The sequence below is a fragment of the Mycolicibacterium gadium genome (assembly GCF_010728925.1).
In the GTDB taxonomy this organism is placed as follows: Bacteria; Actinomycetota; Actinomycetes; order Mycobacteriales; family Mycobacteriaceae; genus Mycobacterium; species Mycobacterium gadium.
On sequence record NZ_AP022608.1, the window covers coordinates 5,282,933 to 5,304,865 of the forward strand.

At 65.4% G+C, this 21,933-nt stretch carries 23 protein-coding genes; 9 read left to right on the forward strand and 14 right to left on the reverse strand.

Translation table 11 applies throughout. The annotated features are described in order from the left end of the window. Nucleotide 1: 1 nt before the first annotated feature. The 5 genes from G6N36_RS26080 to G6N36_RS26100 all read right to left on the reverse strand — a co-directional run bounded on the left by G6N36_RS26080 (nucleotide 2) and on the right by G6N36_RS26100 (nucleotide 4,870). Nucleotides 2-1,543, reverse strand: a complete 1,542-nt coding sequence (locus G6N36_RS26080) for an arylsulfatase (protein ID WP_163689605.1) — start codon at nucleotides 1,541-1,543, stop codon at nucleotides 2-4. Nucleotides 1,544-1,667: 124 nt separating this feature from the next. Beyond that, nucleotides 1,668-2,780, reverse strand: a complete 1,113-nt coding sequence (locus G6N36_RS26085; protein WP_163689606.1) for a 3-beta-hydroxysteroid dehydrogenase — start codon at nucleotides 2,778-2,780, stop codon at nucleotides 1,668-1,670. A gap of 63 nt (nucleotides 2,781-2,843) precedes the next feature. Next, the gene (locus G6N36_RS26090) at nucleotides 2,844-3,056 is read right to left on the reverse strand and encodes an exodeoxyribonuclease VII small subunit (RefSeq protein WP_083126765.1); all 213 of its coding nucleotides are present in this window, start codon (nucleotides 3,054-3,056) and stop codon (nucleotides 2,844-2,846) included. After that, nucleotides 3,053-4,285, reverse strand: a complete 1,233-nt coding sequence (xseA, locus tag G6N36_RS26095; protein WP_163689607.1) for an exodeoxyribonuclease VII large subunit — start codon at nucleotides 4,283-4,285, stop codon at nucleotides 3,053-3,055. Before xseA ends, G6N36_RS26090 begins: the two co-directional genes overlap by 4 nt. A gap of 21 nt (nucleotides 4,286-4,306) precedes the next feature. Continuing rightward, nucleotides 4,307-4,870 carry a lipid droplet-associated protein gene (locus G6N36_RS26100; RefSeq protein WP_163689608.1) on the reverse strand — a complete coding sequence of 188 codons (564 nt, stop codon included), beginning with the start codon at nucleotides 4,868-4,870 and terminating at the stop codon, nucleotides 4,307-4,309. Between the two features lie 53 nt (nucleotides 4,871-4,923). On the opposite strand from G6N36_RS26100, the gene G6N36_RS26105 reads away from it, so the two are divergent. Continuing rightward, complete coding sequence (locus G6N36_RS26105) at nucleotides 4,924-5,925, forward strand: 4-hydroxy-3-methylbut-2-enyl diphosphate reductase (protein ID WP_163689609.1); 1,002 nt, start codon at nucleotides 4,924-4,926, stop codon at nucleotides 5,923-5,925. Between the two features lies 1 nt (nucleotide 5,926). Here G6N36_RS26105 and G6N36_RS26110 read toward each other — a convergent pair whose 3' ends face one another. Further along, entirely contained in the window at nucleotides 5,927-6,937 is a 1,011-nt protein-coding gene (locus G6N36_RS26110) for a DUF6542 domain-containing protein (RefSeq protein ID WP_163689610.1), read from the reverse strand. A gap of 84 nt (nucleotides 6,938-7,021) precedes the next feature. Between G6N36_RS26110 and ychF the strand changes: the two genes are divergently transcribed. Together ychF and G6N36_RS26120 are read left to right on the forward strand one after the other, a co-directional pair. After that, on the forward strand, nucleotides 7,022-8,095 hold the full coding sequence (ychF, locus tag G6N36_RS26115) for a redox-regulated ATPase YchF (RefSeq protein WP_163689611.1): 1,074 nt from the start codon (nucleotides 7,022-7,024) through the stop codon (nucleotides 8,093-8,095). 157 nt (nucleotides 8,096-8,252) lie between these two features. Then, nucleotides 8,253-9,014: a bestrophin-like domain gene (locus G6N36_RS26120; protein ID WP_163689612.1), complete on the forward strand. Its 762-nt coding sequence runs from the start codon at nucleotides 8,253-8,255 to the stop codon at nucleotides 9,012-9,014. A gap of 47 nt (nucleotides 9,015-9,061) precedes the next feature. Here G6N36_RS26120 and arr read toward each other — a convergent pair whose 3' ends face one another. Beyond that, a complete protein-coding gene (arr, locus tag G6N36_RS26125; protein WP_163689613.1) occupies nucleotides 9,062-9,490 on the reverse strand; it encodes an NAD(+)--rifampin ADP-ribosyltransferase in 429 nt (142 codons plus the stop codon). 138 nt (nucleotides 9,491-9,628) lie between these two features. Here arr and G6N36_RS26130 point away from each other — a divergent pair, with 138 nt between their 5' ends. Together G6N36_RS26130 and G6N36_RS26135 are read left to right on the forward strand one after the other, a co-directional pair. Further along, nucleotides 9,629-10,168 (forward strand): putative immunity protein, encoded by a 540-nt coding sequence (locus G6N36_RS26130; RefSeq protein WP_163689614.1) that lies wholly within the window; start codon nucleotides 9,629-9,631, stop codon nucleotides 10,166-10,168. Then, entirely contained in the window at nucleotides 10,165-10,911 is a 747-nt protein-coding gene (locus G6N36_RS26135; RefSeq protein WP_163689615.1) for an alpha/beta fold hydrolase, read from the forward strand. The genes G6N36_RS26130 and G6N36_RS26135 overlap by 4 nt, the downstream gene beginning before the upstream one ends. Here the strand turns inward: G6N36_RS26135 and G6N36_RS26140 are convergent, their stop codons facing one another. Beyond that, nucleotides 10,912-11,205, reverse strand: coding sequence for a hypothetical protein (locus G6N36_RS26140; protein ID WP_179964874.1), 294 nt, complete (start codon nucleotides 11,203-11,205; stop codon nucleotides 10,912-10,914). A gap of 31 nt (nucleotides 11,206-11,236) precedes the next feature. Further along, nucleotides 11,237-12,412: an acyltransferase family protein gene (locus G6N36_RS26145; RefSeq protein WP_163689616.1), complete on the reverse strand. Its 1,176-nt coding sequence runs from the start codon at nucleotides 12,410-12,412 to the stop codon at nucleotides 11,237-11,239. A gap of 88 nt (nucleotides 12,413-12,500) precedes the next feature. Here G6N36_RS26145 and G6N36_RS26150 point away from each other — a divergent pair, with 88 nt between their 5' ends. Next, a complete protein-coding gene (locus G6N36_RS26150) occupies nucleotides 12,501-13,808 on the forward strand; it encodes a S1C family serine protease (RefSeq protein WP_163689617.1) in 1,308 nt (435 codons plus the stop codon). Nucleotides 13,809-13,860: 52 nt separating this feature from the next. Beyond that, nucleotides 13,861-14,859, forward strand: coding sequence for an LmeA family phospholipid-binding protein (locus G6N36_RS26155; protein WP_235690185.1), 999 nt, complete (start codon nucleotides 13,861-13,863; stop codon nucleotides 14,857-14,859). On the opposite strand, the gene G6N36_RS26160 is transcribed toward G6N36_RS26155, so the two are convergent. Continuing rightward, nucleotides 14,856-15,548: a guanylate cyclase gene (locus G6N36_RS26160; protein WP_163690922.1), complete on the reverse strand. Its 693-nt coding sequence runs from the start codon at nucleotides 15,546-15,548 to the stop codon at nucleotides 14,856-14,858. The genes G6N36_RS26155 and G6N36_RS26160 overlap by 4 nt on opposite strands. 41 nt (nucleotides 15,549-15,589) lie before the next feature. Between G6N36_RS26160 and G6N36_RS29475 the strand changes: the two genes are divergently transcribed. Continuing rightward, entirely contained in the window at nucleotides 15,590-15,754 is a 165-nt protein-coding gene (locus G6N36_RS29475) for a hypothetical protein (protein WP_170311142.1), read from the forward strand. On the opposite strand, the gene G6N36_RS26165 is transcribed toward G6N36_RS29475, so the two are convergent. Then, nucleotides 15,751-16,527, reverse strand: coding sequence for an adenylate/guanylate cyclase domain-containing protein (locus G6N36_RS26165; protein WP_163690921.1), 777 nt, complete (start codon nucleotides 16,525-16,527; stop codon nucleotides 15,751-15,753). The genes G6N36_RS29475 and G6N36_RS26165 overlap by 4 nt on opposite strands. Before the next feature lie 31 nt (nucleotides 16,528-16,558). Here G6N36_RS26165 and G6N36_RS26170 point away from each other — a divergent pair, with 31 nt between their 5' ends. After that, on the forward strand, nucleotides 16,559-17,530 hold the full coding sequence (locus G6N36_RS26170) for a hypothetical protein (protein WP_163689618.1): 972 nt from the start codon (nucleotides 16,559-16,561) through the stop codon (nucleotides 17,528-17,530). On the opposite strand, the gene G6N36_RS26175 is transcribed toward G6N36_RS26170, so the two are convergent. The 3 genes from G6N36_RS26175 to G6N36_RS26185 all read right to left on the reverse strand — a co-directional run bounded on the left by G6N36_RS26175 (nucleotide 17,527) and on the right by G6N36_RS26185 (nucleotide 21,853). Beyond that, the gene (locus tag G6N36_RS26175; protein ID WP_163689619.1) at nucleotides 17,527-17,913 is read right to left on the reverse strand and encodes a nuclear transport factor 2 family protein; all 387 of its coding nucleotides are present in this window, start codon (nucleotides 17,911-17,913) and stop codon (nucleotides 17,527-17,529) included. The two genes, G6N36_RS26170 and G6N36_RS26175, sit on opposite strands and share 4 nt — an antisense overlap. A gap of 161 nt (nucleotides 17,914-18,074) precedes the next feature. Beyond that, nucleotides 18,075-20,984 (reverse strand): aminotransferase, encoded by a 2,910-nt coding sequence (locus G6N36_RS26180; RefSeq protein ID WP_163689620.1) that lies wholly within the window; start codon nucleotides 20,982-20,984, stop codon nucleotides 18,075-18,077. Then, complete coding sequence (locus G6N36_RS26185; protein WP_163689621.1) at nucleotides 20,981-21,853, reverse strand: alpha/beta fold hydrolase; 873 nt, start codon at nucleotides 21,851-21,853, stop codon at nucleotides 20,981-20,983. The genes G6N36_RS26180 and G6N36_RS26185 overlap by 4 nt, the downstream gene beginning before the upstream one ends. Nucleotides 21,854-21,933 lie beyond the last annotated feature (80 nt).

Genomic DNA, 21,933 nt, shown 5'->3' on the forward strand with positions numbered 1-21,933 from the left:
CTCAATCCTTCGCTAGAAATTCGTGCAGCTTCTCGACAGCCTGGTCCACGCTGAAGCTGGCCGGAGCGTGCCGCGGTCGGAACTCTTTGAACGTCTCGAGGAACTTCGTCGCCATCGCAGTCGCGTAGAACACGAAGTAGTCGTGACGCAGTAACCACTCGTAGTAGGTGTTCGAGGTGATGTCCGCGTACTCGAAGGGGTCGGTGCGCAGGTTGAACAGCTTGGGCACCCGCAGCGGGGTGAACGGCTCCGCCCAGATCCGCAGCGTGCCCTGACAGCGCTGTTCCATGAAGACGATCTTCCAATTCTCGAACCGCATGGCGACCAGGTCGCCGTCGTCGGAGAAGTAGAAGAATCCGCGCCGCGGGCTCTCATCGGCTTCGCCGGTCAGGTAGGGCAGCAAGTTGAAGCCGTCGACGTGGACCTTGTACTCGGTGTCCCCGATGGTGTAACCCTTCTTCAGCTTGTTACTGATGTCCGGATCGCCGGCCGCGGCCAGCAGGGTGGGAAGCCAATCATGATGCTGGATAATCTCGTTGGACACTGCGCCAGCCTCGATCTTGCCGGGCCAGCGGATCAGTTCCGGTACCCGGAACGCACCCTCCCAGTTGGTGTCCTTCTCGCTACGGAACGGTGTGGTGCCTGCATCGGGCCAGGTGTTGCGGTGTGGACCGTTGTCAGTCGAATAGATGACGATGGTGTCCTCGGCGATGCCGAGTTCGTCGAGGACGTCGAGCACCGTGCCGACGTTGCGGTCGTGGTCGATCATCGCGTCGTGGTACTCGGACTGCCACAGCCCTGCCTGTCCCCGGCTCTCCGGCTTGAGGTGGGTGTAGAGGTGCATGTGGGTGAAGTTGCACCAGACGAAGAACGGATTGCCCTCGTCATGCTGGCGCTTGATGTAGTCGACGGTCGCGTCGGCGATGTCGTCGTCGATGGTCTCCATCCGTTTGGTGTCGAGTGGTCCGGTGTCCTCGATCGTTTGCTTGCCAACGGGCCCGTACTTCGGGTCGTCGGGTTCCGTCGACACCTCGTCGATTGCCCGGCACTTCATCACACCGCGGGGTTTGGCGAGGTTGTAGAGACGCGGGTAGCGGTCCTCGTGCGGATAGTCGTAGCTCTCCGGTTCCTCCTCGGCGTTGAGGTGGTAGAGGTTGCCGTAGAACTCATCGAACCCGTGCACAGTCGGCAGGTACTTGTTGAGATCGCCGAAGTGGTTCTTGCCGAACTGCCCCGTGGCGTAGCCCAGCGGCTTCAACAGTTCGGCGATCGTCGGGTCCTCGGCGGCCCAGCCGATGTCCGCGCCGGGTATGCCCACCTTGCTCATGCCGGTCCGGTAGACACTTTGCCCACTGATGAAAGCGGCACGGCCTGCGGTGCAGCTTTGCTCGCCGTACGAGTCGGTGAATCGCATGCCCTCGGCGGCGATGCGGTCGATGTTCGGGGTGCGGTAGCCCATCAGGCCGTCGCTGTAGCAGCTCAGGTTGCTGATTCCGATGTCATCGCCCCAGATGACCAGGATGTTGGGTTTGCCATTCGGCATGAGTGCACTCCTTCCAGCGCGGCCAAGGCGAACGCTATGCCGTCTCAAGGCAATTCGTGCTGGAAAAGCTGCGCTTCTCAGGAGATATTCATGTGCGCGCGCACAGGCGGCGCGGCCCGCGGGGCTATCCCTCCGGCACTGCTGGAGTGACTGCGGAGACCACCGGTTCCTTGCCCGCCGCCTTCATCTGGTGGAAGAGGTCCACGTAGTAGGGCAGGCACTCTTTCATCGCCTGCTCGGTGGTGAACAGCGGCTCGTATCCGAGGTCGCGCTTCGCCTTGGCGATGGAGAAATAGTTGTCGAGGTACAGCCGCTCTACGCCGAGGGGTTCGATCATCGGCTTGGGGATGCCGAACTTGAAGTGGAACCACTGCCACACCGTCATCGCGAACCACACCAGCCGGCCAGGCACGCGGATCTTCGGATACTTCTGACCGCACGCCTCCACGACGGGCCGGGAGAACTCGAACATGTTGATCGGGTCGCCGTCGTTGATGAAGTACGCCTGCCCAGGTGCGCTCCCGCCGGGCACCAGATGCTGCGCGGCGAGGATGAAACCGTGAATCAGGTTGTGCACGTAGGAGTTGTCGAGCTTGACGTTCTTGCCGCCGACGAGCACCTTGACGTGTCCGGCGAGCACGCTTTCAAAAACCTTGCGGAACATCGTCTGGTCGCCGCGGCCCCAGATGCCGCTGGGCCGGATCGAGCAGGTGAGCAGACCGCCCTGACCGTTCTGCGACAGCACGAACTTCTCCGCGACCACCTTCGTCTCGGTGTAGAGGTCGTTGAAGCGTTCGGTGTAGGGCAGGGTTTCGTCTCCGCCGGAGATCTTCTTGCCGCCCATCACGACGCTGTTGGATGCGGTGTAGACGAAGCGCTTCACCCCGGCCGCCTGCGCCGCGTGCACCAGGTTCTCGGTGCCTGTGACGTTGACCGAGAAGCTGCGCCTGCGGTATTCCTCGGTGACCGACGCGCCGCCCATCAGGTCGATGATCGCGGCGGTGTGGAACACGGTGTCCACGCCGGCGACGGCGGCGGCGACGGTCTCTTCGTCGCAGATGTCACCCTCGAGGACTTCGAGCCGCGGCTGTGCGGGCAGCGGCGAGGGGGCGCGATCGAACGAGCGGACGTCGTGTCCGCGCTCGAGTAGTTCGGTCACCAGGTTGGCGCCGACGAATCCGGAGCCACCGGTGACGAGGACGCGGCCGAGTTCGGTGGTCAACGTTGAATCACCCATGCCGAGCAGAATAACTGAAACGTGTTACAGTTTCGACCCTCAATGCGGGAAATGGTTCCGATCTCAACTTTCTCCCGCGTCCTTGGCCGCCAGCGCATCCTCCACCCGCTTACGCGCTCCCGCGAGGTGCTCCTCGCATCGTTTGGCCAGCTCCTCACCCCTTTCCCACAACTTCAGCGAGGTGTCCAGGTCGAGCCCGCCCTGCTCCAACTGCTGCACCACGGCGATCAGCTCATCGCGGGCTTCTTCGTACCCCAGCTGACTAATGGGCTTCATTCAATGTCCCCTTCTGGGCCGTCGCTGACCGCTGTGATCGCGCCGTCGGCCACCCGCACCCGAAGCCGGACGCCTGACGGCGCGTCGGCGGTGGTCCGCAGCACCCTGGCATCCGGCAGAGTCTGCACCACCGCGTAGCCGCGGGCGAGGGTCGCCGCGGGTCCCAGTGTGGCCAGTCGCGCCGACAGGTGCTCGACCCGGTCGGCTTCGGCAGCCACCAGACGGGCGATGTCGCGGCGGGCCGCCGCACGGGCGCGATGTACCTCCTCGGAGCGGGCGTTGATTGCGGCCAGCGGTGCGGCGAGCACCGGCCGGCTGCGCAACTGGTCCAAGTGGTGTTGTTCACGGTGCACCCAGTTTCGCAGTGCACGACCGCCGCGCCGGCACAGATCCCGGATGCCGGCCTGTTCGGCGGCGGCGTCGGGAACGATGCGTTTGGCCGCGTCGGTCGGTGTGGCGGCGCGTACGTCCGCGACCAGATCGCACAGCGGATTGTCGGGTTCGTGACCGATGGCGCTCACGATCGGCGTTGTGCACCTGGCGATCTCGCGGCACAGCGTTTCGTCGTAAAAGGGCAGCAGCGCGTCGATGTCACCACCGCCGCGCGCGATCACGATGACGTCGACGTCGGGGTCGGCATCTAGCTCACGCAGCGCTTCCACGACCTGCGACACCGTGCTGGGGCCCTGTACCGCCGTGTTGCGGATCGCAAACCGCACTGCGGGCCAACGACTTTGCGCGACGGAGACGACGTCGCGTTCGGCGGCTGAGGCGCGTCCGGTGATCAGTCCGATGGTGTGCGGCAGAAAGGGCAGCGGCCGTTTGAGGCGCGGATCGAACAGGCCCTCGGCCTCCAGTAGTTTGCGTAATCGTTCGATACGCTCGAGCAGCTCACCGAGGCCGACAGCGCGAATCTCGCTGACGCGCAAAGAGACTGAGCCTCGTGCGGTGTGAAACGCCAACTTGCCGAACATGATGACCTGCACGCCCTCGGCCAGTTGGACCGGCGCGTTCGCTACCAGGTCCCGTGGGCACACCACGGACAGCGACATGTCAGCGGCCGGGTCGCGAAGCATGATGAACGCGACGGTGGGCCGTAGGTTCAGCTGGGCGATCTGGCCCTCGACCCAAATGGTGCCGAGTTTGTCGATGTACTTGGCGACGCGGGTGGAAACCGCGCGAACAGGCCAGGGGTTGTCGGGGGACTTACCCGGCTCGGCGTCCGTCATATTCCCGCGCGGCTGGGGTCGTCACTTCGCGGTCGCGCGAGTGATCCTGTTGGAAAGCAGCGTCTGGAAGGGTGCGCGAGCCTTGGAGGCTTCCTCGTACGCGAGCAGGGCCTCCAGGTCCGCGACCCGCAGTGTCGTCAAACGTGCCCGCAGCTGTGCCAGGGTGAGCGTCTCGTATTCGAGTTCCTCGACGATCTCGGGCACGCTCTCCGACGTCGTCCGCACGATCGGCTCGGGCTCGGACTTCTTGTCGGTGGCGGGTTCGCCGCCGGTGAAGAGCGCGAATCGCCCCTCGGTGAGGCGTTCCCCGTCGGCCACCGGCGTCGCAGGGGCGTCCTCGAGGTCCTCGTCGAAGGTGGCCCACTCTGGTTGCTCGTCCTTCGGCGGAAAGAGCGACTCGAGTGCCTCGTCGCCCTTGATCACCAGGTCAGCGACGTCCTGCTGCATTTTCATGACGAGGTGCGCAAGCTGACTGGCCACGGTCATCGGGTACGTGAGTATCGTCTGCGGAATCTTGCGGGTTTCCTCGATGGCGGTCACTGCCGCCCCTACCAGCAGACGGACCCCATATGGTGCGGTTGCCATGGCCTCCACCCTACGGTTGGCCTGATTACCCCGCGGGTCAGTACCCTGGAAACATGCCACCGACTATCAATATGGGGATCCCGGGCGCTTCGAGCTCGGTCACCGGTGGCGTCGCAGGCAAACGGGTGCTGCTGGCCGAGCCGCGCGGCTACTGCGCCGGGGTCGACCGCGCCGTCGAGACCGTGGAGCGCGCACTGGAGAAGCACGGCGCGCCGGTCTACGTACGCCACGAGATCGTCCACAACGTGCACGTCGTGGAGACGCTGGCCAAGGCGGGCGCGATCTTCGTCGAGGAAACCGACGAGGTGCCCGAGGGGGCCATCGTGGTGTTCTCCGCCCACGGCGTGGCCCCGACGGTGCATCAGACCGCCGCCGAGCGCAATCTGAAGGTCATCGACGCCACCTGCCCGCTGGTCACCAAGGTGCACAACGAGGCCAAACGTTTCGCCCGGGACGACTACGACATTCTGCTGATCGGTCACGAAGGCCACGAAGAGGTGGTCGGCACCGCCGGTGAGGCACCCGATCACGTGCAGTTGGTAGACGGTCCCGATTCCGTGGACAACGTCACGATCCGCGACGAGAACAAGATCATCTGGCTGTCGCAGACCACGCTGAGCGTGGACGAGACGATGGAGACCGTGCGCCGACTGCGGGAACGCTTCCCGACGCTGCAGGATCCCCCCAGCGACGACATCTGCTACGCCACCCAGAACCGCCAGGTCGCGGTCAAGGCCATGGCGCCGGAATGCCAGCTGGTGATCGTTGTGGGGTCACGCAACTCGTCGAACTCCGTGCGGTTGGTGGAGGTGGCGCTCAACGCGGGTTCCGATGCCGCCTATCTGGTCGACTACGCCGAGGACATCGACCCGGCGTGGCTCGAAGGGGTGACGACCGTCGGCGTCACATCGGGTGCGTCGGTGCCGGAACTGCTCGTGCGGGGCGTGCTCGAGCGTCTCGCCGAGCATGGCTACGACACGGTGCAGCCGGTCACCACAGCCAACGAGACGCTGGTTTTCGCCCTGCCCAGAGAGATCCGGCCCGCCCGCGTCTAGGTCAGATGTCGTACTCCCAGCTTTCGACGGCCCGGTCGCGTGAACGCGGTGGCCGCCGGTACTGCGCATAGTCGTCGCCGTCTTCTGATCCCCGGTAGCGCACCCGCGACACCGGGTGATGCGTGCCGCTGACGTTGCTGCCGTGCAGCGGCGGGTCGTCGTCGTAGCGGCGTCGACGCTCGGGCCGCTCGTATCCGCTGCGTCGTTCCGGCGGCGGCGTCGCCCTGCGCTGGCTCGACCCTGACCGCGGCTTGCGGCGCGGCGGCTCCATGGGCGGCTCGGCCTGTCGACGCGGGCGTGGGCGCCGCGGCCGGTTTCCCGGTTCGTAGTCCGGCTCGGGGGGTCGGGCGTGCCGGGAACGCGGTGGGGCGTTGCGGCTTGCGGGTCTGCCGGAGCGACCCGATGCTCGGCTGGGGCGCTCTGCGGCGGTTCGGCGGCGCGGCGGTTCGTCGGCGTCGGCGGCTTTGGTCTTGGAACCGAGGCCGGCCAGCAGCGTGGACATCTTGGCAATCAACGCGGCTCCCAAACCGCCCTCGCTGGTCTCGTCCTTATCGGTCGCGGCAGGCGCGCCCCGGCGTGCGGACATTCCGGTGTACCAACGGGCCATGCCTATAAGCAACACCACAGCAGATGTGAAGAACATCAGCGGGAAGCGTTCGATCAGCGGGTAGGCGCAGTTGATCAGCATGTCTTTGAAATTCGAGAGCGTGCTGTCGGTGAATACGAAATACGCGCTGGGGACGGCGCCGAACAGCAGCAGCGGCGGCTGTATGACGGCGGTGAAGACGCCGGACTGTCGCACCGCGAGCACCGCGAAGATACAGCCGACCACATAGGTGCCGGCAAACACCGACGTCAGTTCTTTGGCGCCCGAGCCGGCGTCGTAGGCGAACCCGACCGCCATCAATGTCGCGGCGATGAGCACCGCACCCCACCAGGGGACACCCGGGATGTTGGGGTGCACGGAACGATGGTCGGCCGCGACGGCCGACCTCGCGCGCTGTGCTGACACACGTAGACCGTACCGGCTATTGCTTAGCGAGGCTGTGAGCGCGCTGCTGGCGAGCGCGTCACAGTCTCCTAGACTGTCGTCCCTGTGAGCCTGAATCTCGGAATCGTAGGACTGCCGAACGTCGGTAAGTCGACGCTGTTCAACGCGTTGACGCGAAACGACGTGCTGGCGGCGAACTACCCGTTCGCGACGATCGAGCCGAACGAGGGTGTCGTCCCGTTGCCCGATCCGAGGCTCACGGAGCTCGCGAAGATGTTCGGCTCGGAAAAGATCGTCCATGCGCCGGTCACGTTCGTCGACATCGCCGGAATAGTCAAAGGCGCGTCCGAGGGCGCGGGTCTGGGAAACAAGTTCCTGGCCAACATTCGCGAGAGCGACGCGATCTGCCAGGTGGTCCGAGTCTTCACCGACGACGATGTGGCGCACGTCGACGGCCGCATCGACCCGAAGTCCGACATCGAGGTGATCGAAACCGAGCTGATCCTCGCCGATATGCAGACGCTGGAGCGCGCGCTGCCGCGCCTGGAGAAGGAAGCGCGGACCCACAAGGACCGCCGCCCGGTGTACGACGCGGCGGTGGCGGCGCAGGAGATTCTCAACGGCGGCACAACGTTGTTCGGCGCAAGTTTTGATTCAGCGCTGTTGCGCGAGCTGAACCTGTTGACCACAAAGCCGTTTCTCTACGTGTTCAACGCCGATGAGGGTGTGCTCACCGATGACGCGCGGGTTGCGGAGTTGCGGGAGATGGTGGCGCCCGCGGATGCGGTGTTCCTCGACGCCAAGATCGAAGCAGAACTGCAGGAGCTCGACGAGGAGTCGGCCGCTGAGTTGTTGGAGTCGATCGGCCAGACCGAGCGCGGTCTGGATGCGTTGGCACGGGCGGGTTTTCACACCCTGAAGCTGCAGACGTATCTGACGGCGGGCCCGAAAGAGGCGCGCGCGTGGACAATTCACCAGGGTGACACGGCGCCGAAGGCGGCCGGGGTCATTCACACCGATTTCGAGAAGGGCTTCATCAAGGCCGAGATCGTCTCGTACGACGACCTGATCGAGGCCGGATCGATGGCCGCCGCGAAGGCTGCCGGCAAGGTCCGGATGGAGGGCAAGGACTACGTGATGGCCGACGGCGACGTGGTGGAGTTCCGGTTCAACGTCTAGGGGCAAAGCCACCGCCCGAGTAACGGGCCTTGGGGTGACCGTCCAGGCCATAGAAGGCAACCTCATCGATCATCGATATGCGCCGGATGTCACGCAGTACGTTGAATGCGGCCGCAAACGATCTTCGAGTTCTCGCGGTGGGGAGTTGAGGGGCTAAGTGAAAGACATCTTGATCGGCATCGTTGTCTTCGCGATCATCTTCGGCGGCTCATTGTTGGGGATGTTCCTCGGAAAGATCCTTCCCGACCCGCATATGAGCAGCGAGTCACGAGACACCATCAGAACCATAATGGCCACGCTCGGGACGCTATCGGCGGTGGTGCTGGGGCTCCTCACTGGCTCATCCATCAGCTCGCTCGCCGAGAAAGAGAGTGAATTACGAAGTGCGGGAGTACAATTCATCATGCTTGATCGGACTCTGGCCGAGTACGGGCCGGAGACCGCCCCAATCCGAGCATTGGCCAAGGATCTGCTTGCACAACGCATAAGTCAGATTTGGCCGGAGGAAGGCGGTGCGGTGTCGCTCACGCCGCTTGGCAGTGGGCCTGGCATCATTTTGGTTCAGCGGGACCTCTTTGAACTCTCACCGCAGACGGAACGACAGAAGTGGCTGCGCTCCAACGCGCTCGAGAGCACCAACACGATTGCGCAGTCGCGGTGGACGACCTTCGAACAAATCGGAAGCCGATTCCCATGGGCGTTCTTCGTTGTTGTCGTAGGGTGGCTCACGGTGATCTTTGCCACTTTCGGGCTGTTCGCACCGCGGAACGCAATCGTGATCGCGGCATTGCTGGTCGCTGCGATTGCACTGGCCGGGCCGATCTTCATGATGCTCGAGATGGATCAGCCCTACGGCGGGCTGGTCAAGATCCCCAGTACTTCTCTGCGCGTCGCCTTGGACGAAATGGGTCGATCGTGAACGCGTGAGTCAGTGACGGCGACGTGGTCGGTCTGCAGGATCCGCCTCTAGTCGTAGATCACGTCCAGTCCGCGCTGCGCCAGGTCGGCCAGTGTGTCGCGCATGGCTTGAATCTGTTCCGGGGAGTGACCCACCCAGTCGGTGATCTCGCCGACGATTCTGACGGGCTCCCGGGTGCGATACGAGCGAGTCGGGTTTCCCGGGAGTCGCTTGTCCGTCACGTTCGGATCGTCCTCGACGGGGCCCGTCGGTTCCACGAGGTATATGCGGCCCCGGCCCTCGCCGACCGCCATCTCGGCTCCCCACGTGGCGGCGTCGAGTGTCTGGGTCACATAGACATGGTTGGCGCTGCGTCCCGCGTCGTAGTTCATCCGATGCCCGGGCACCAGCAGATCGCCGACCGCAAGGTCGGCCTTGGTGCCGTGCAGGAATGCGCCCGACTCATGTAGCTCAAAGGGTTTCGGGCTGTTTGGCACGACATTCTCCGTCCGTCGGTTGGTCTGGTCGGACGAGTCTGCAGCACTAAGGGGGTCTTGCCGCAAGCCCCCGGGTCTGTCATATTTTGAAGTGGGAGCCCACGACCGACAGCTCCGACATCGCAATCAGGCGGTTGTGTGGCAGGCGATTTCGAGCTCTCTGACGACGAGCTGCGTGAGGTTGCGCGCTACGTGGCCGAGTCGGCAGCAGGCGTGTTGCGCTATTTCGAGCGTGTCATGCCCGACGATGATCGTGCTCGTGCGGCCATCGAGGCGGCATGGGAGTTCATCAACGGGGCGCCGAGAAGTCGGCTGCAGCGCGTGACCGCCATGGACGGCCACCGCGCCGCGAGTGCCGCTCCCACCGAGACTGCGCGATTGGCCGCGCAGGCCGCCGGTGACGCGGCGGCCGCCGCCTACCTGCATCCGATTGCGCAGGACCACCAGGTCGGGCACATCCTTCGTGCCGCGGCGAACGCCGCCCGCATCGCCGAGATCGAGGCCGGCGACGATCCCGATGTTGGCGCCAGGTACATCGACCAGGCCCGCGACGCGGCGACGCCGACGCTGATCGCTGTTCTGCGCAGGTATCCCGTTGCGCGCACCGGCAAGAGCCGCTCGGCACAGCTCATGTCGGCGTTGGACGCCTCGCTGCGCGTGCGAGGATGCCGCCCATGACGATTGTTCTGGTGCACGGCAATCCGGAGACCGAAGCGCTTTGGGGCCCGCTCGTCTCAGCCCTGGGTCGCGAGGACGTGGTGCGGTTGTCACCGCCGGGGTTCGGCGTCCCGCTGCCCGAGGGATTCTCGGCGACCTACCTCGCTTACCGCGACTGGCTCGAGGAGCAGCTCGAGGGCATCGACGAGCCGATCGACCTCGTCGGCCACGACTTCGGCGGTATCCACGTGGTCAACGCGATGATGCATCGGCCCGAGCTCGTCCGCAGCTGGGTCAGCGACGTAGTCGGGATGTTCGACTCCGACTACGTGTGGCACGACCTGGCGCAGGTGTGGCAGACGCCCGGCGAGGGCGAGGAGATGGTCGAGGCTTTCCTCGGCGGCACTGCTGAAGATCGGGCAGCCGCCTACGCCCTAGGCGGTATGCCGAGCGAGGTGGGGATCGAGATCGCTGCCGGCCAGGACCCGGACCTGGGCAAGGCCATCCTGCTGGTGTACCGCTCGGCGGCGCAGCCGGCGTTGGCGCTCGCCGGTCGCGAGCTGGAGAACGCGGCGGCACGACCGGGCCTGTCCATTCTCGCCACCGAGGACACCTACGTCGGCTCCGCCGAAATCCGCCGTCGCGCAGCCGACCGAGCCGGCGCGCGGACCGAGGTTCTCGACGGATTGGGGCACTGGTGGATGGTCGAGGATCCCGCCCGCAGCGCGGCGGTACTCAATGAGTTCTGGGATGGGCTGGACTAGTCAGAACTCGCGCGGTTCCATGAGGGAGATACCGAGAATCGCGGCGAGCAGCCCGAAGATGGTGATCGCGGACAGTAGATCTCCCCACTGGAACGGGTAGAGCTCACCGTCGATGGACAGCACCAAGACTGTCTCGATCACGCCGAACAACACGAAGAATGCCACCAGAGTGATACGGGACACCTTGCGGTGCAACGCGGTACGACGCAGTTCGATGATCAGGGTCAGCAGCAGCAATGGCAGGATCTGCGCCAGCGCGGATGCCGTCGGGCCATCCATCACCACGATCGTCACGCGTTCGCCCTGCCCATCGCCACGGACGCTATCAAGCGGGGACAGCTTCGCCGGCGATCGACGACGGCGTGTTCGCGGCCCGGCTATGGCCAGCCCAGGCCGGCCGCGTCCAGCGATGCAGTAGCCAGGCCGCCGGAACCGTCATCGCCACGGTGAGCACCACGACGACGGCCCACGCTCCTGTGAAGACCGGCCAATCCAGTACCGACGCCATCACGATCTCCATCGCGATCACGTGCAGCAGGAAGACCTCGTAGGAGATCTCGCCGAGCCAGACGAGGGGAGCGGAATTTAATAGTCGGTCGTACCCGTTGCCGTCGCCGAGCACCAGCGCCGCGACGGCCGCGCACGCGATGGCCGCGTACAGCGCGACTTTTACCAGGGTCTGAAACAGCGCGGCCTCGCCGGTGGCGACGTCGCCGGCGGTCGGTGTGCAGACGATCAGGAAGCCGACCACCGCGACTGCACCGGCGATGAGCAGCGGCACTCGTGCTCCTATGACCTGCAGCACCGCCAGCGTCATTCCGCCCGCGAAGTAGAGCAGATGCGCGGGCAACCACATGCCCGCCGAGGTCGGCAGCCAGTCGGTCCCGTGTTGTAGCGACAGCCACGCCGGTGTGACCGCAGCCAGGCAACCAAGTCCCGCCAGTACCAGCCGCGGTCGCCAGGCCCCGTTGCAGAGCACCCTCAGCAGCAGCCCCGCCAGCAGCGGCAGCACCGCATAGAAGGCGAATTCGACTGCCAGACTCCAGGTCTGAGTCAAGCCCTGATGCATAACGTAGAAGTAGACCGGTTCGTAGATCTGGGTCAGGGTGAGGTGCTCCAGCAGACCCTTCCAGGTGTGCCCCGGGTTGGGCCCGGCGTCCCGGAATTGGTACACCGCATACGCGAGCAGGGCCACGACGAGATACGCAGGCACGATGCGCCGAATTCGGCGAAATGCATAGCGGCGCAGCGTCGGTGGCGGTGCTCCGTCGGCGGCCGCCCGAACCCACGGTCGGAACAGCAGGAAACCCGAAAGCACAAAGAAGATGGAGACGCCGACTTCCAAACGCGCATAGAGTGTTCCGAGATAACTATTCGATAACTGCCCCGTGCCATACGCCGCGTGGGTGCCCACGATGAGCAGCGCCGCTACCGCGCGCAGGCCCGTGAGCGACCTCACTCGATCCCCGCTGCGGGACAGGGAAAGTCGTCGACTCTCCATAGGTATCTCTCAGTTCACTCTCAGATGACGACGGCACGCTGGTCTAATCAACTGCGCAATACCACGATTCAGGAGCGATTAAGACGTCATGACCAACACCCCGCCGCGCGCCCCGCGACATACTTACCGTCCGCCTTATGCGGATCATGCTAGGGGACAGGGGCACCCGACTGACGTCACGACAGGAACGAACCGCTCTCCCTATGACTGGCGCTACGCTGGTCAAGCCGTAATCACGCAGCCCTATGATTCGTATCACAGTGCGCGTGAGGAGATTACGGGCCCCATCCGGGTCCAACGTAAAAGTCGCTCGCATGGTCGGGTCAAGACGATCGGTGGAGTCGTCGCCGTGGCCGTGGTCAGCGGTGGGATCGGGGCGGCGGTAGTGGCGGGTCAGTCGGACTCCGCGCCCGTCGCACAGTCGGTGACTCAAGAGCCGTCCACCAGGCCCGCGGCGAGCGCGCCCGCAGGCTCGGTAGAAGAGGTCGCCGCCAAGGTGATGCCGAGTGTCGTCAAGTTGCAGATCGACACGGGCAACTCGAGTGGTGAAGGTTCGGGCATCGTCCTCACCTCGGACGGGCTGATCCTGACCAACAATCACGTGGTCTCCGAGGCTGCGTCGGGGTACGGGCGCGGCGCCCGTGCCACCGTCTCCTTCTCCAATGGTCAGACCGTGCCCTTCGAGGTCGTCGGGACAGACCCCGCAGGCGACATCGCCGTGGTTCGCGCCCAGGGGGTTTCCGGGCTCACGCCGATCACTATCGGATCGTCCGCCGACGTCCAGGTCGGGCAGAATGTCGTCGCCATCGGCTCGCCACTGGGTCTGCAGGGGACAGTGACGACCGGCATCGTGAGCGCGCTGCACCGACCGGTCTCCGCGGGCGGAGGCGAACAGCCGACGGTGCTCGACGCGATCCAGACCGACGCGGCCATCAACCCGGGCAACTCGGGTGGCGCGCTGGTGAACATGAACGGTGAACTGATCGGGGTGAATTCCGCGATCGCGACGCTCGGTGGCGGCGGCGGGCAATCTGGCGGAGCGCCGAACGGTTCGATCGGCCTCGGCTTCGCGATCCCCTCGGATCAGGCCAGGCGCATCGCCCAGGAACTGATATCGAACGGTACGGCCAGTCATGGCTCGCTGGGGGTGCAGCTCAGCAGCGACGCCGGCGGTCCAGGCGCGGCCATCGCACGGGTCGTCGCCGGGGGACCCGCCGCCGAGGCGGGACTGCCCGACGGCGTGGTGGTGACCAAGCTCGACGATCGGGTGATCGACGGCCCCGAGGCCTTGATCGCGGCGGTGCGGTCGAAGGCGCCCGGTGACACTGTCACCCTCAGCTACGTCGACCGGTCCGGCGCGGATCAGACGGCCGAGGTCACCCTGGGCCAGGCGTAGGGCGCGCCCGGCACTTCCCCTGGGCTGGTCCGGTTAGGGCACAATCGCGCAAATGACACCGCCGCAACGTCCCGGTCATCCCGACTGGCGCGACAGGCGCACGCCGCCACCTGATCCGGCGACGCAGCGGCTCCCACGTGCGGAGCCGCCGACCGAAAAGCTCCGGTCGGCCGGACGACCTGAGCCGCCGACCGAAAGGCTCCCGACGTCGCGCCGGTCCCAGCTCACCGCACGCATCCGGCGGGCACCGTCACCTGCCGATGCGAGGCCGACGCAGGTGATTCCGCCGGTGGCGGCGCCGCCGTCGTTCACCGACCGCCCCCGCGGTCCGCGCCGCCGCAACCCTCAGACAATGATCCTCACTTCCGTCATCGTTCTTGCTCTGATTGCCGGCGGACTCGCGGGTGCCGAGCTCTACGCCCGGCACCGCGCGGACACGATTCTGGCCGAGGTCGCCGAATGCGTCGTCGAGGACGGCGCCGGCATTTCGTTCGGCGTGAACCCGCCTTTCCTGTGGCAGTACATCACCGGCGACTACACCAACATCTCGGTCACCACTGACGGCAACCGCGTGCAGAGCGCCAAGGGTATGACGGCCGAAGTCACGCTCGCCGACGTGCGGTTGCACGAATCGGGAGATTCCAAAGGAACGATCGGATCGCTCAACGCGACGCTCAGCTGGACATCGGCCGGAATCAAGGACACCGTGGCCGAAAACCTACCTGGCGTAGGCAATCTCGTCACAGGCGTGCGCACCGACGCCGCGGCGGGAACGGTGATCCTGGACGCCGGCGAAAATCGCGTCACCGCCAGGCCCGTCGTCACCGACGGTGACTTGAACCTGGAGGTTCTCGAGGTGACAGGCCCGCTGCCGAAGGATGGCGTGCAGGGCGCACTGGACGGATTGACGAAGAAGCTGAACGACAATTACCCGCTGGGGATCCATGCCGACAGCGTCGACGTGACCGACACCGGAGTCGTCGGAAAGTTCTCCAGCCACAACGCATCGATCCCCAACGAGGACGCCAACCCGTGCTTCGCGCGCCTCTAGCCCTCTCGCGGAGGGTCGACGACGACCGAGATTTCCTTGCCCAGTTGGTAACCCGGCATCAGCGGTAGCTCGTCTCCGCTCCAAAACACGCCGGGGTCGAACCAGTTGTAGCTCTTTTCCGTCGACATCAATCCCATCTCCTCATAGGTGATCGCGACGGTCTCGGCGCAGTATGCGGTCTCCAGACCACCTTGCAGCTTCGCCTGCTTCTTCTTCTGGGTGGCTTCACTGACTTTCCGGTGCAGGAACGGAAGTCCGCGCGTGAAGTCGGCGGTGTTCACCCGGCCACGAAACCACCGGCCGGTGAGCCTCGCCGTGCTGGGAAAGGGTGTGCCATCCATGCGGGCAACCACTTTCAGCGCGCGGTCCTCCTGCTCGCGGGTGGCGTACGGCGTGATCTGACGAATCCAGCAGCGCTGGTGATAGTTGTGCACCCAACGCTCGACGACCTGGCGCGCATCGTTGAGCTGAACTCCCCGGTGATTTCCGCCGGTCCACATGTCGGTGAGCTTGTCGCCGAGTTCGGCGTGCCAGATCAGCGGTGGCAAATCCTCGATGGCGATCGTCATCCCGACGTGGTTGACCGGGCTGTTGCTCATCGTCTGAATGGCGCGGTCGGGCCCCGACGTGCCCCGGAACAGCCAGAGATCGCCGGTCCGGGTCTCTTCGAGCGCCTTGGCCAGCGACACGGAGCTTGGATTCACGAGAGCAGCTTAGGCAGACTCTCGGTATGCGTGGCATTTGGAAGTGGGTCGGACTGGCCGGAGTCGCCGGTGTCGTGGCGGGCGGGGCGCTGGTCGCGCGCGATCAACGGCGGCGCAATGCGTACACACCAGAGGACATTCGCGAGCGATTGCACCAGCGCGTGGCCGAAGCCGACAAGACCGAAAGCTAGGCCGCCACGGCATAGAGGCGGTACGTCCCACTGAAACCCTTGAGGCTGGCGTCGCGGCCACCGTCGAACTCGAACCCGTCAACGAGTGCGTCGCGCACCTCCTTGCTGACCAGTACCTCACCGCCCTCGGCCTCGCCCGCCACTCGGGCGGCCATCGCGACGTTGCGCCCGAACAGGTCGTCGCCACGCCGCACGGACTTGCCCACATGGATTCCGATTCGCACCCGAATGTTCTCGGACTCTCTGCGAAGCGAGCGCTGGATATCGAGGCTGCATCGCACCGCCTGATCCGGCTGGGCGAACGCGACCATGAAACCGTCACCCTGGCTCTTCACCACGTGGCCCGAATGCTTGTTGACGTGCCTGCGCACCATTTTGTCGTGTCTGCCGATCAACCTGACCCACGCGCGATCCCCGATGCGTTCGTTGAGTGCCGTCGACTCTTCGATGTCGGAGAACAGGATCGCGACGCGACCGCTGGGCGCCAGCCGGGCCAGGTCTGGACGTTCCACCTCGGCCCAGTCGGCGAGGTCTTCGATCGAGGACCGCACTGCGGCGCCGAATCCGTCCTTACGCAGGATGTTGGCCGTCTGCCACACCGTCTTGACGGCTTCGCGACCGCCGGTGAGCAGCATGTTTCGGGTGTCGACGCGGCTGCGCAGCGCTTCGAGTTCCTCTCGGTCGCGGTTGCGCTGTACGTAGAGCACGGCGAGAGCGACGGCCTCTGCCATGGCGATCGCACCGAGGACGTAGGCCGCGATCTGTGCACCCATCACCGCTCAAGTATTGGATGCTGAAGCTGTGATGTCTGGGAAGTCTGGGATGTCGGCGCAAGCCCCCTATTACGAGAGTCGGTATATCCGGGCCAACCACCCTGATCGGCCGCAGGCGCTGTGGTTGCGCGAGACGCTGCTGATGCCGACGGCGGGGGATCCCGTCGCGGACGTCTGGGTGATGGTGTTCGACCCCGACGGCTCGGGCAATCGCGCCCTCAAGGAGCCCTACAGCCTCGACGCGACCTCCTACGAGTACGACGATTGGACCGCGCGGATCGGCGCCGCGACCCTCGATGATCGGTCCGCGCAGGGCGTCGTCACCGGCGGCAACCGCTCGGCGCGCTGGGATCTGCGGATCACCCCCGGACTGGACGCACCGGTCAAGCTCCTCACCGAGCGCGCGTACCGGGCGCGGGTCCCCACGGCGAAGACCACGGTGCGACATCCGCTCGCGCGGTTCAACGGAGCACTCGAGCTCGACGACACCCGCGTCGTCGTCGACGACTGGACCGGCAGCGTGAACCACAACTGGGGAACCAAACACACGCCGGCGTATGCCTTCGGTCAGATATGCGGGTTCGACAATGCGCCGGACTCAACCCTGGAGATCGTGACGGCGCGAGCGGCGATCGGCGGTTTCCTGACGCCGGCCGCCACGCTGTTCGTGTTCCGGCACGAGGGTGAGGAGTTCGCGGTCCGCTCGATCCTGCATAGCCTGCAAACGCACGCGCGTTATCGACCGTTCGCGTGGACCTTCGGTGGCCGGATCGGGGATCACATGATCGAGGGGGAGATCGTTGCCGAGCCCGAAGACGTCATCGGGCTGACGTACACCGATACCGACGGCGGGCAGAAGTACTGCTACAACTCGGCCATCGCAACATGTCGAATCCAGGTGGCGGGCAAAGCATTTTCCCGATCGGAACTCGTCGCCTCCCGGCGCGCGATGTTCGAGATCCTCACCGACACCCGCCATGACGCGGTGCCCTTGCTGGCTTAGGTGAATGCCTTCGTCACCGTCGCCATGTCGAAGTAGTCCGACCACTTGACGATCCTGCCGCCGACGACCTCGAAGACGCCCATCACCGGCAGTGCGATCTCACCACCGTCCTTGCGGCGCATGACGTCGGTGCGCTCGTTCATCACGATCCCCGACGTGCCGGAGCCGTCGCTGACCTGCCGGTGTACCTGAAAGTCGATGCCGTCGAAAGCCGCCGTGAACCCGGCGATGAACTCCTTGATCGCCTCAGGTCCGGTCACCGGGTCCATCGGGACGTTGTGGTAAACGCCGTCTTCGGCGAAGTAGGAAGCCAGTTCGGCGGCATCGGGCGAGGACCACTTCTTGCAGAATTCGGTGACCAGTAGATCGGGGGTTTGTGTCATCTCTCGATGAAACTCATCGACACAACGCAAATCAACCCCGAGATGGCCGCCGATCCGATGAACGGTGTCGCTTTCAACGAAATGCAGCAGCTTTCTCGCACTTTCGCTGCACTTCGTCGATAGCGATGAAGTGTTAGCACGTCGGCGCGAGCCGGGGCCGGCTAGAAGCCTTCGGTCAGCACCCGGTCCAGTGTGTCGACGTAGAAGTCGGCGCCCTCGATGTCAATGCACAACGGCGGCTTGGTCTTCAGGATGTTCAGGTGATCGCCCGTCGGCTGGATGATCACGCCGAGTTCGAGCATGCGGTCGCAGATCGCGGCGGTCTCTTCGGTCGCGGGCTCGAGGGTCTGTTCATCACGGATCATCTCGACGCCGAGGTACAGCCCGATCCCGTGCACGGTGCCGATGATGGGATGCCGCTGCTGGAGCGCCCGCAGCCCGGCCTTGAGATGCGCGCCGACGTGAGAGGCGTTCTGCTGCAGCGCCTCTTCCTCCAGTACGTCGAGCACCGTGATGCCGATCGCGCACGACAGTGGGCTACCGCCGGTCGACGAGAAGAAGTAACCCTGCGATGCGAACCTGTCCGCGACATCGCGGCTGGTGATCACTGCACCGAGCGGGTAGCCGTTACCCGTCGACTTGGCGATCGACACGATGTCGGGCACGGCCTGCTGCTGCTGAAAACCCCAAAACCATTCGCCGAGACGGCCATATCCGACCTGCACCTCGTCGGAGATGGCGAGCCCACCGCCCGCCCGCACGGCCGCATACACCTGCTGCAGATAGCCGTCGGGCAGCGCCATACCGCCCGCATTGCCGTACACGCTCTCGCAGATGAACCCCGCGGGCGCGCGGCCTGCGGCGATCAGTTCGTCGATCTGGCGCACCGCGTCGTCGGCATACCGCACCGCATCGGCCCCGCGATACTTGCCGCGGAAGCTGTTGGGCGACTCCACCGTGTGCACCCACTCCGGCCGGGTCGCGAGAGCGTTCGGGTTGTCGGCGATCGAGGTCGACACCGCATCGGTGCCGTACGTCCAGCCGTGATAGGCCTCCCTGACCGCGACCACATCGCGGCGGCCTGTTGCCGCCGTCGCAAGCCTGATCGCCAGATCACTTGCCTCCGAACCGGAGTTGACCAGGAACACCGTGTCCAGCGGGTCGGGCAGGGTCGCGGCCAGCCGCTCGCTGAACTCGACCACCGCCTCATAGTTGAACCGTGAGTTCGTGTTCAACTTCCGCAGCTGACGGGCGGCGGTGGCGGCGACGCGGGGGTGTGCGTGACCGAGCACGGTCACGTTGTTGACCATGTCGAGATAGCAGCGGCCGCGCGTCGACAGCAGGTAGTTGCGCCATCCGCGCTCGATCTGAGGTGGCGTGCGGTAATAGTGCTCCTGCACCTGCGCGAAACTGGCGTCGCGGCGCGTCAGCAGATCCGGCGCCGTGGCCACCTCTGTCGGGCCCAGTCCGAGCAGGGGACGTGGATCTCGCGTCAGCGCAAGCCATCCCGGCGCCAGCTCCGCGGTCGTGAATGGCGGCGCCGCAGGTGCACCTGTCGGCCGCACCGATACCTGCACCCAGCTGTGCGCCGACGCCTCCGCCAAGACCTCGCCGGCGCGCAGGCTGCCCGACGCCACCGGACGCACCCCGGCGAGCATCAGCTCGTAACCGGGGCCCTGAAAGGTGATGCCATCGGCGGATGCGTCGGCGACCTCGCCGTCCCACGGGGCGCGCAGCGCCATGTCGGTGGCCGGCCACATCCCGACGCCGGTCGGTACGACAGCCGGGCTGTCTTGGCTCAACTTCGGCGCCCGGTTCAGCCTTGGCTGACCGTAAACGGTCACCACCAGTTCAGCGCCGTCTCGCACCGCGGCACGCGCCTGTGAGTCCTCGAGATCTGCTGTGAGCCAGCCACCGTCGTCGTAGATATCCGCCGTCGTAGACAGGTCGAGCGTCACGGCTGTGGCGTCGACCAGCGGCGTCGTCAGCTCGAGCGCCGCAGGTGCCCGGCTCAGCCCCAGGTCGGCCTTGACGACCTCGGTCATGACGTCCATCGGTACCGAGATGGCCTGCTCGAACATCCGCCATTCACCGTCGGACTGCTCGGTGACGTAGTCGTTGTCGGGGTCGAGTGCCGCCTGCTGTGCACCGCTGACGATCAGCACCGCGGTGCGCAACACCAACAGCGGCCACAGCGCGTCCGCTTCCGTCGCGGTGAGCGGACGAATGTCGTTGAACGCCCTGATCGCCGGCAGCACCGACGTCGGACCGCTGCCGGCATGCCCCAGCACACACGACGCCGTGATCGCGAGCTCGCTGACCGCCCAGGTGTCGGTCAGGTCGCCGAAGTCGATGACTCCGTCGGCGAGGGCGCCGGACACCACCACGTTGGCATCGGTGAGATCCAGGTGGACCGCCTGCCGCGGCAGGTCATCGGCCATTGGCGCGATGCGCGACCACGCCTGACGCGTCGCCGTCTCGAGTGCGGTCCGGTGTCCGGGGTCCGATACGTGCGAAATCAGTTCGGCGACAACGTCGGCGCCATGCCGTAGATCCCATTGCAGGATGCGGTCCAGGCCGGGATGGGTGAAACCGGCGAGCGCACGGCTTACTCGGCCCGCGACCTCGCCGAGACCGGCGACCGCTGTCGGCGACAAGTAAGCCGACTGCAGCAGGGTGCCGCCGGGAAGGTACTGCAGCAACCGAACGTAGGCGGGGCCGTCGACCAAACCTGTTATGGTCGTGCATTTCTCGCCTGCGGTGTTGGGCAGAGGAACCGCGACGCGCAAACCGGGTTCGGCCGACGCGATCAGATCAGCCGCGAGGTCCTGAGCCTGCAGCTCGGTGGCGTTGAAGGCCGGGTTGGCGATCTTCAGCACACCGACGATCGTCCCGTCTTCAGAAATCACCGTGAAGTTCCGGTCTTGCTGGCTGCCAAGAGATTTGGCGCTGGCCGACAGTCCGTAGTGCTCACGCAGGATCTGTTCGGCCTGCTCCTCGCTCACCTGCGGCGCGGGCAACTCCGGTTCCTCGAGGAAATTGAAGCCGACGGTGCGGCGGTCGACGGTCACTTGCAGACGAACTGAACTACGACTTCGGAGAAGGCGTCGTTGTCGTCCCCGGCTGCGGTGTGCCCGGCTTCGGACAACTCGGCGAACTCGGCGCGGGGCACCTTCTCCAAGAAGTCTTTGACGCCTTCAGGACTGACCACGTCGGAAAGCTTGCCTCGGATGAGCAGGATCGGCATCGTCGATTCCATCACCGCCCGCTCGAGTTTCTCCACCCGCACGAACGGGTCGTCCATCGGTGCGGTGAGAAACGCCGGATCCCAGTGCCAGTACCAGCGTCCGTCACGCAAACGCAGATTCTTCTTCAAACCCTCAGGGCTGCGCGGCTTTGTCCGGTATGGAAGATATGCGGCAACCGCGTCGGCCGCCTCGTCGAGCGACGCGAAGCCATCCATGCCGCTGGCCATGAACTCGCGAATGTGGGCGCTGCCCTCCTTCTCGTAGCGCGGGACCACGTCGACGAGCACGAGTTTGGTCACTCGTTGCGGCCCGGCGGCGTGTGCGACCAGCATTCCGGTCATTCCGCCCATGCTCGCGCCGATCAGGATCACCGGGCGGCCGATCTGGTCGATGACGGCCAGGGTGTCGTTACACAGCGCATCCACCGTGTAATTGGCATCAGGTGCGCGGTCACTGTCGCCGTGGCCACGGCTGTCCAGAGCGACGACGTGCAGCCCGTGATCGGCCAGGATCTGCCCGGTGCCCTTCCACGAGAAGCGGTTCTGGCCGCCGCCGTGGAGCATCAGCACCGTCGGCCGGTCCTGCGCGGACGGTGCCCCTCGGTTCCACTCGTCGGCGACCAGGGTGATGTCAGCGTCGACGCCGGCCACCCGGAACTTCACCGTCTGCGGTTCGCTGCGTGTGGTATCCAACCGACTTCCTCTCCGCCGATCCGGAGCCTCACGTTACCGAGGAAGAATTTGCGTGTGACTTCGGCCCGGCTGGCGAACGG

What these genes read in the sequence shown, in the direction of transcription:
- G6N36_RS26080 (WP_163689605.1), bottom strand. Translation starts at nt 1,543, where the DNA reads ATGCCGAATGGCAAACCCAACATCCTGGTCATCTGGGGCGATGACATC.
- G6N36_RS26085 (WP_163689606.1), bottom strand. Translation starts at nt 2,780, where the DNA reads ATGGGTGATTCAACGTTGACCACCGAACTCGGCCGCGTCCTCGTCACC.
- G6N36_RS26090 (WP_083126765.1), bottom strand. Translation starts at nt 3,056, where the DNA reads ATGAAGCCCATTAGTCAGCTGGGGTACGAAGAAGCCCGCGATGAGCTG.
- xseA (WP_163689607.1), bottom strand. Translation starts at nt 4,285, where the DNA reads ATGACGGACGCCGAGCCGGGTAAGTCCCCCGACAACCCCTGGCCTGTT.
- G6N36_RS26100 (WP_163689608.1), bottom strand. Translation starts at nt 4,870, where the DNA reads ATGGCAACCGCACCATATGGGGTCCGTCTGCTGGTAGGGGCGGCAGTG.
- G6N36_RS26105 (WP_163689609.1), top strand. Translation starts at nt 4,924, where the DNA reads ATGCCACCGACTATCAATATGGGGATCCCGGGCGCTTCGAGCTCGGTC.
- G6N36_RS26135 (WP_163689615.1), top strand. Translation starts at nt 10,165, where the DNA reads ATGACGATTGTTCTGGTGCACGGCAATCCGGAGACCGAAGCGCTTTGG.
- G6N36_RS26145 (WP_163689616.1), bottom strand. Translation starts at nt 12,412, where the DNA reads ATGGAGAGTCGACGACTTTCCCTGTCCCGCAGCGGGGATCGAGTGAGG.
- G6N36_RS26150 (WP_163689617.1), top strand. Translation starts at nt 12,501, where the DNA reads ATGACCAACACCCCGCCGCGCGCCCCGCGACATACTTACCGTCCGCCT.
- G6N36_RS26155 (WP_235690185.1), top strand. Translation starts at nt 13,861, where the DNA reads ATGACACCGCCGCAACGTCCCGGTCATCCCGACTGGCGCGACAGGCGC.
- G6N36_RS29475 (WP_170311142.1), top strand. Translation starts at nt 15,590, where the DNA reads ATGCGTGGCATTTGGAAGTGGGTCGGACTGGCCGGAGTCGCCGGTGTC.
- G6N36_RS26165 (WP_163690921.1), bottom strand. Translation starts at nt 16,527, where the DNA reads ATGGGTGCACAGATCGCGGCCTACGTCCTCGGTGCGATCGCCATGGCA.
- G6N36_RS26170 (WP_163689618.1), top strand. Translation starts at nt 16,559, where the DNA reads ATGTCTGGGAAGTCTGGGATGTCGGCGCAAGCCCCCTATTACGAGAGT.
- G6N36_RS26175 (WP_163689619.1), bottom strand. Translation starts at nt 17,913, where the DNA reads ATGACACAAACCCCCGATCTACTGGTCACCGAATTCTGCAAGAAGTGG.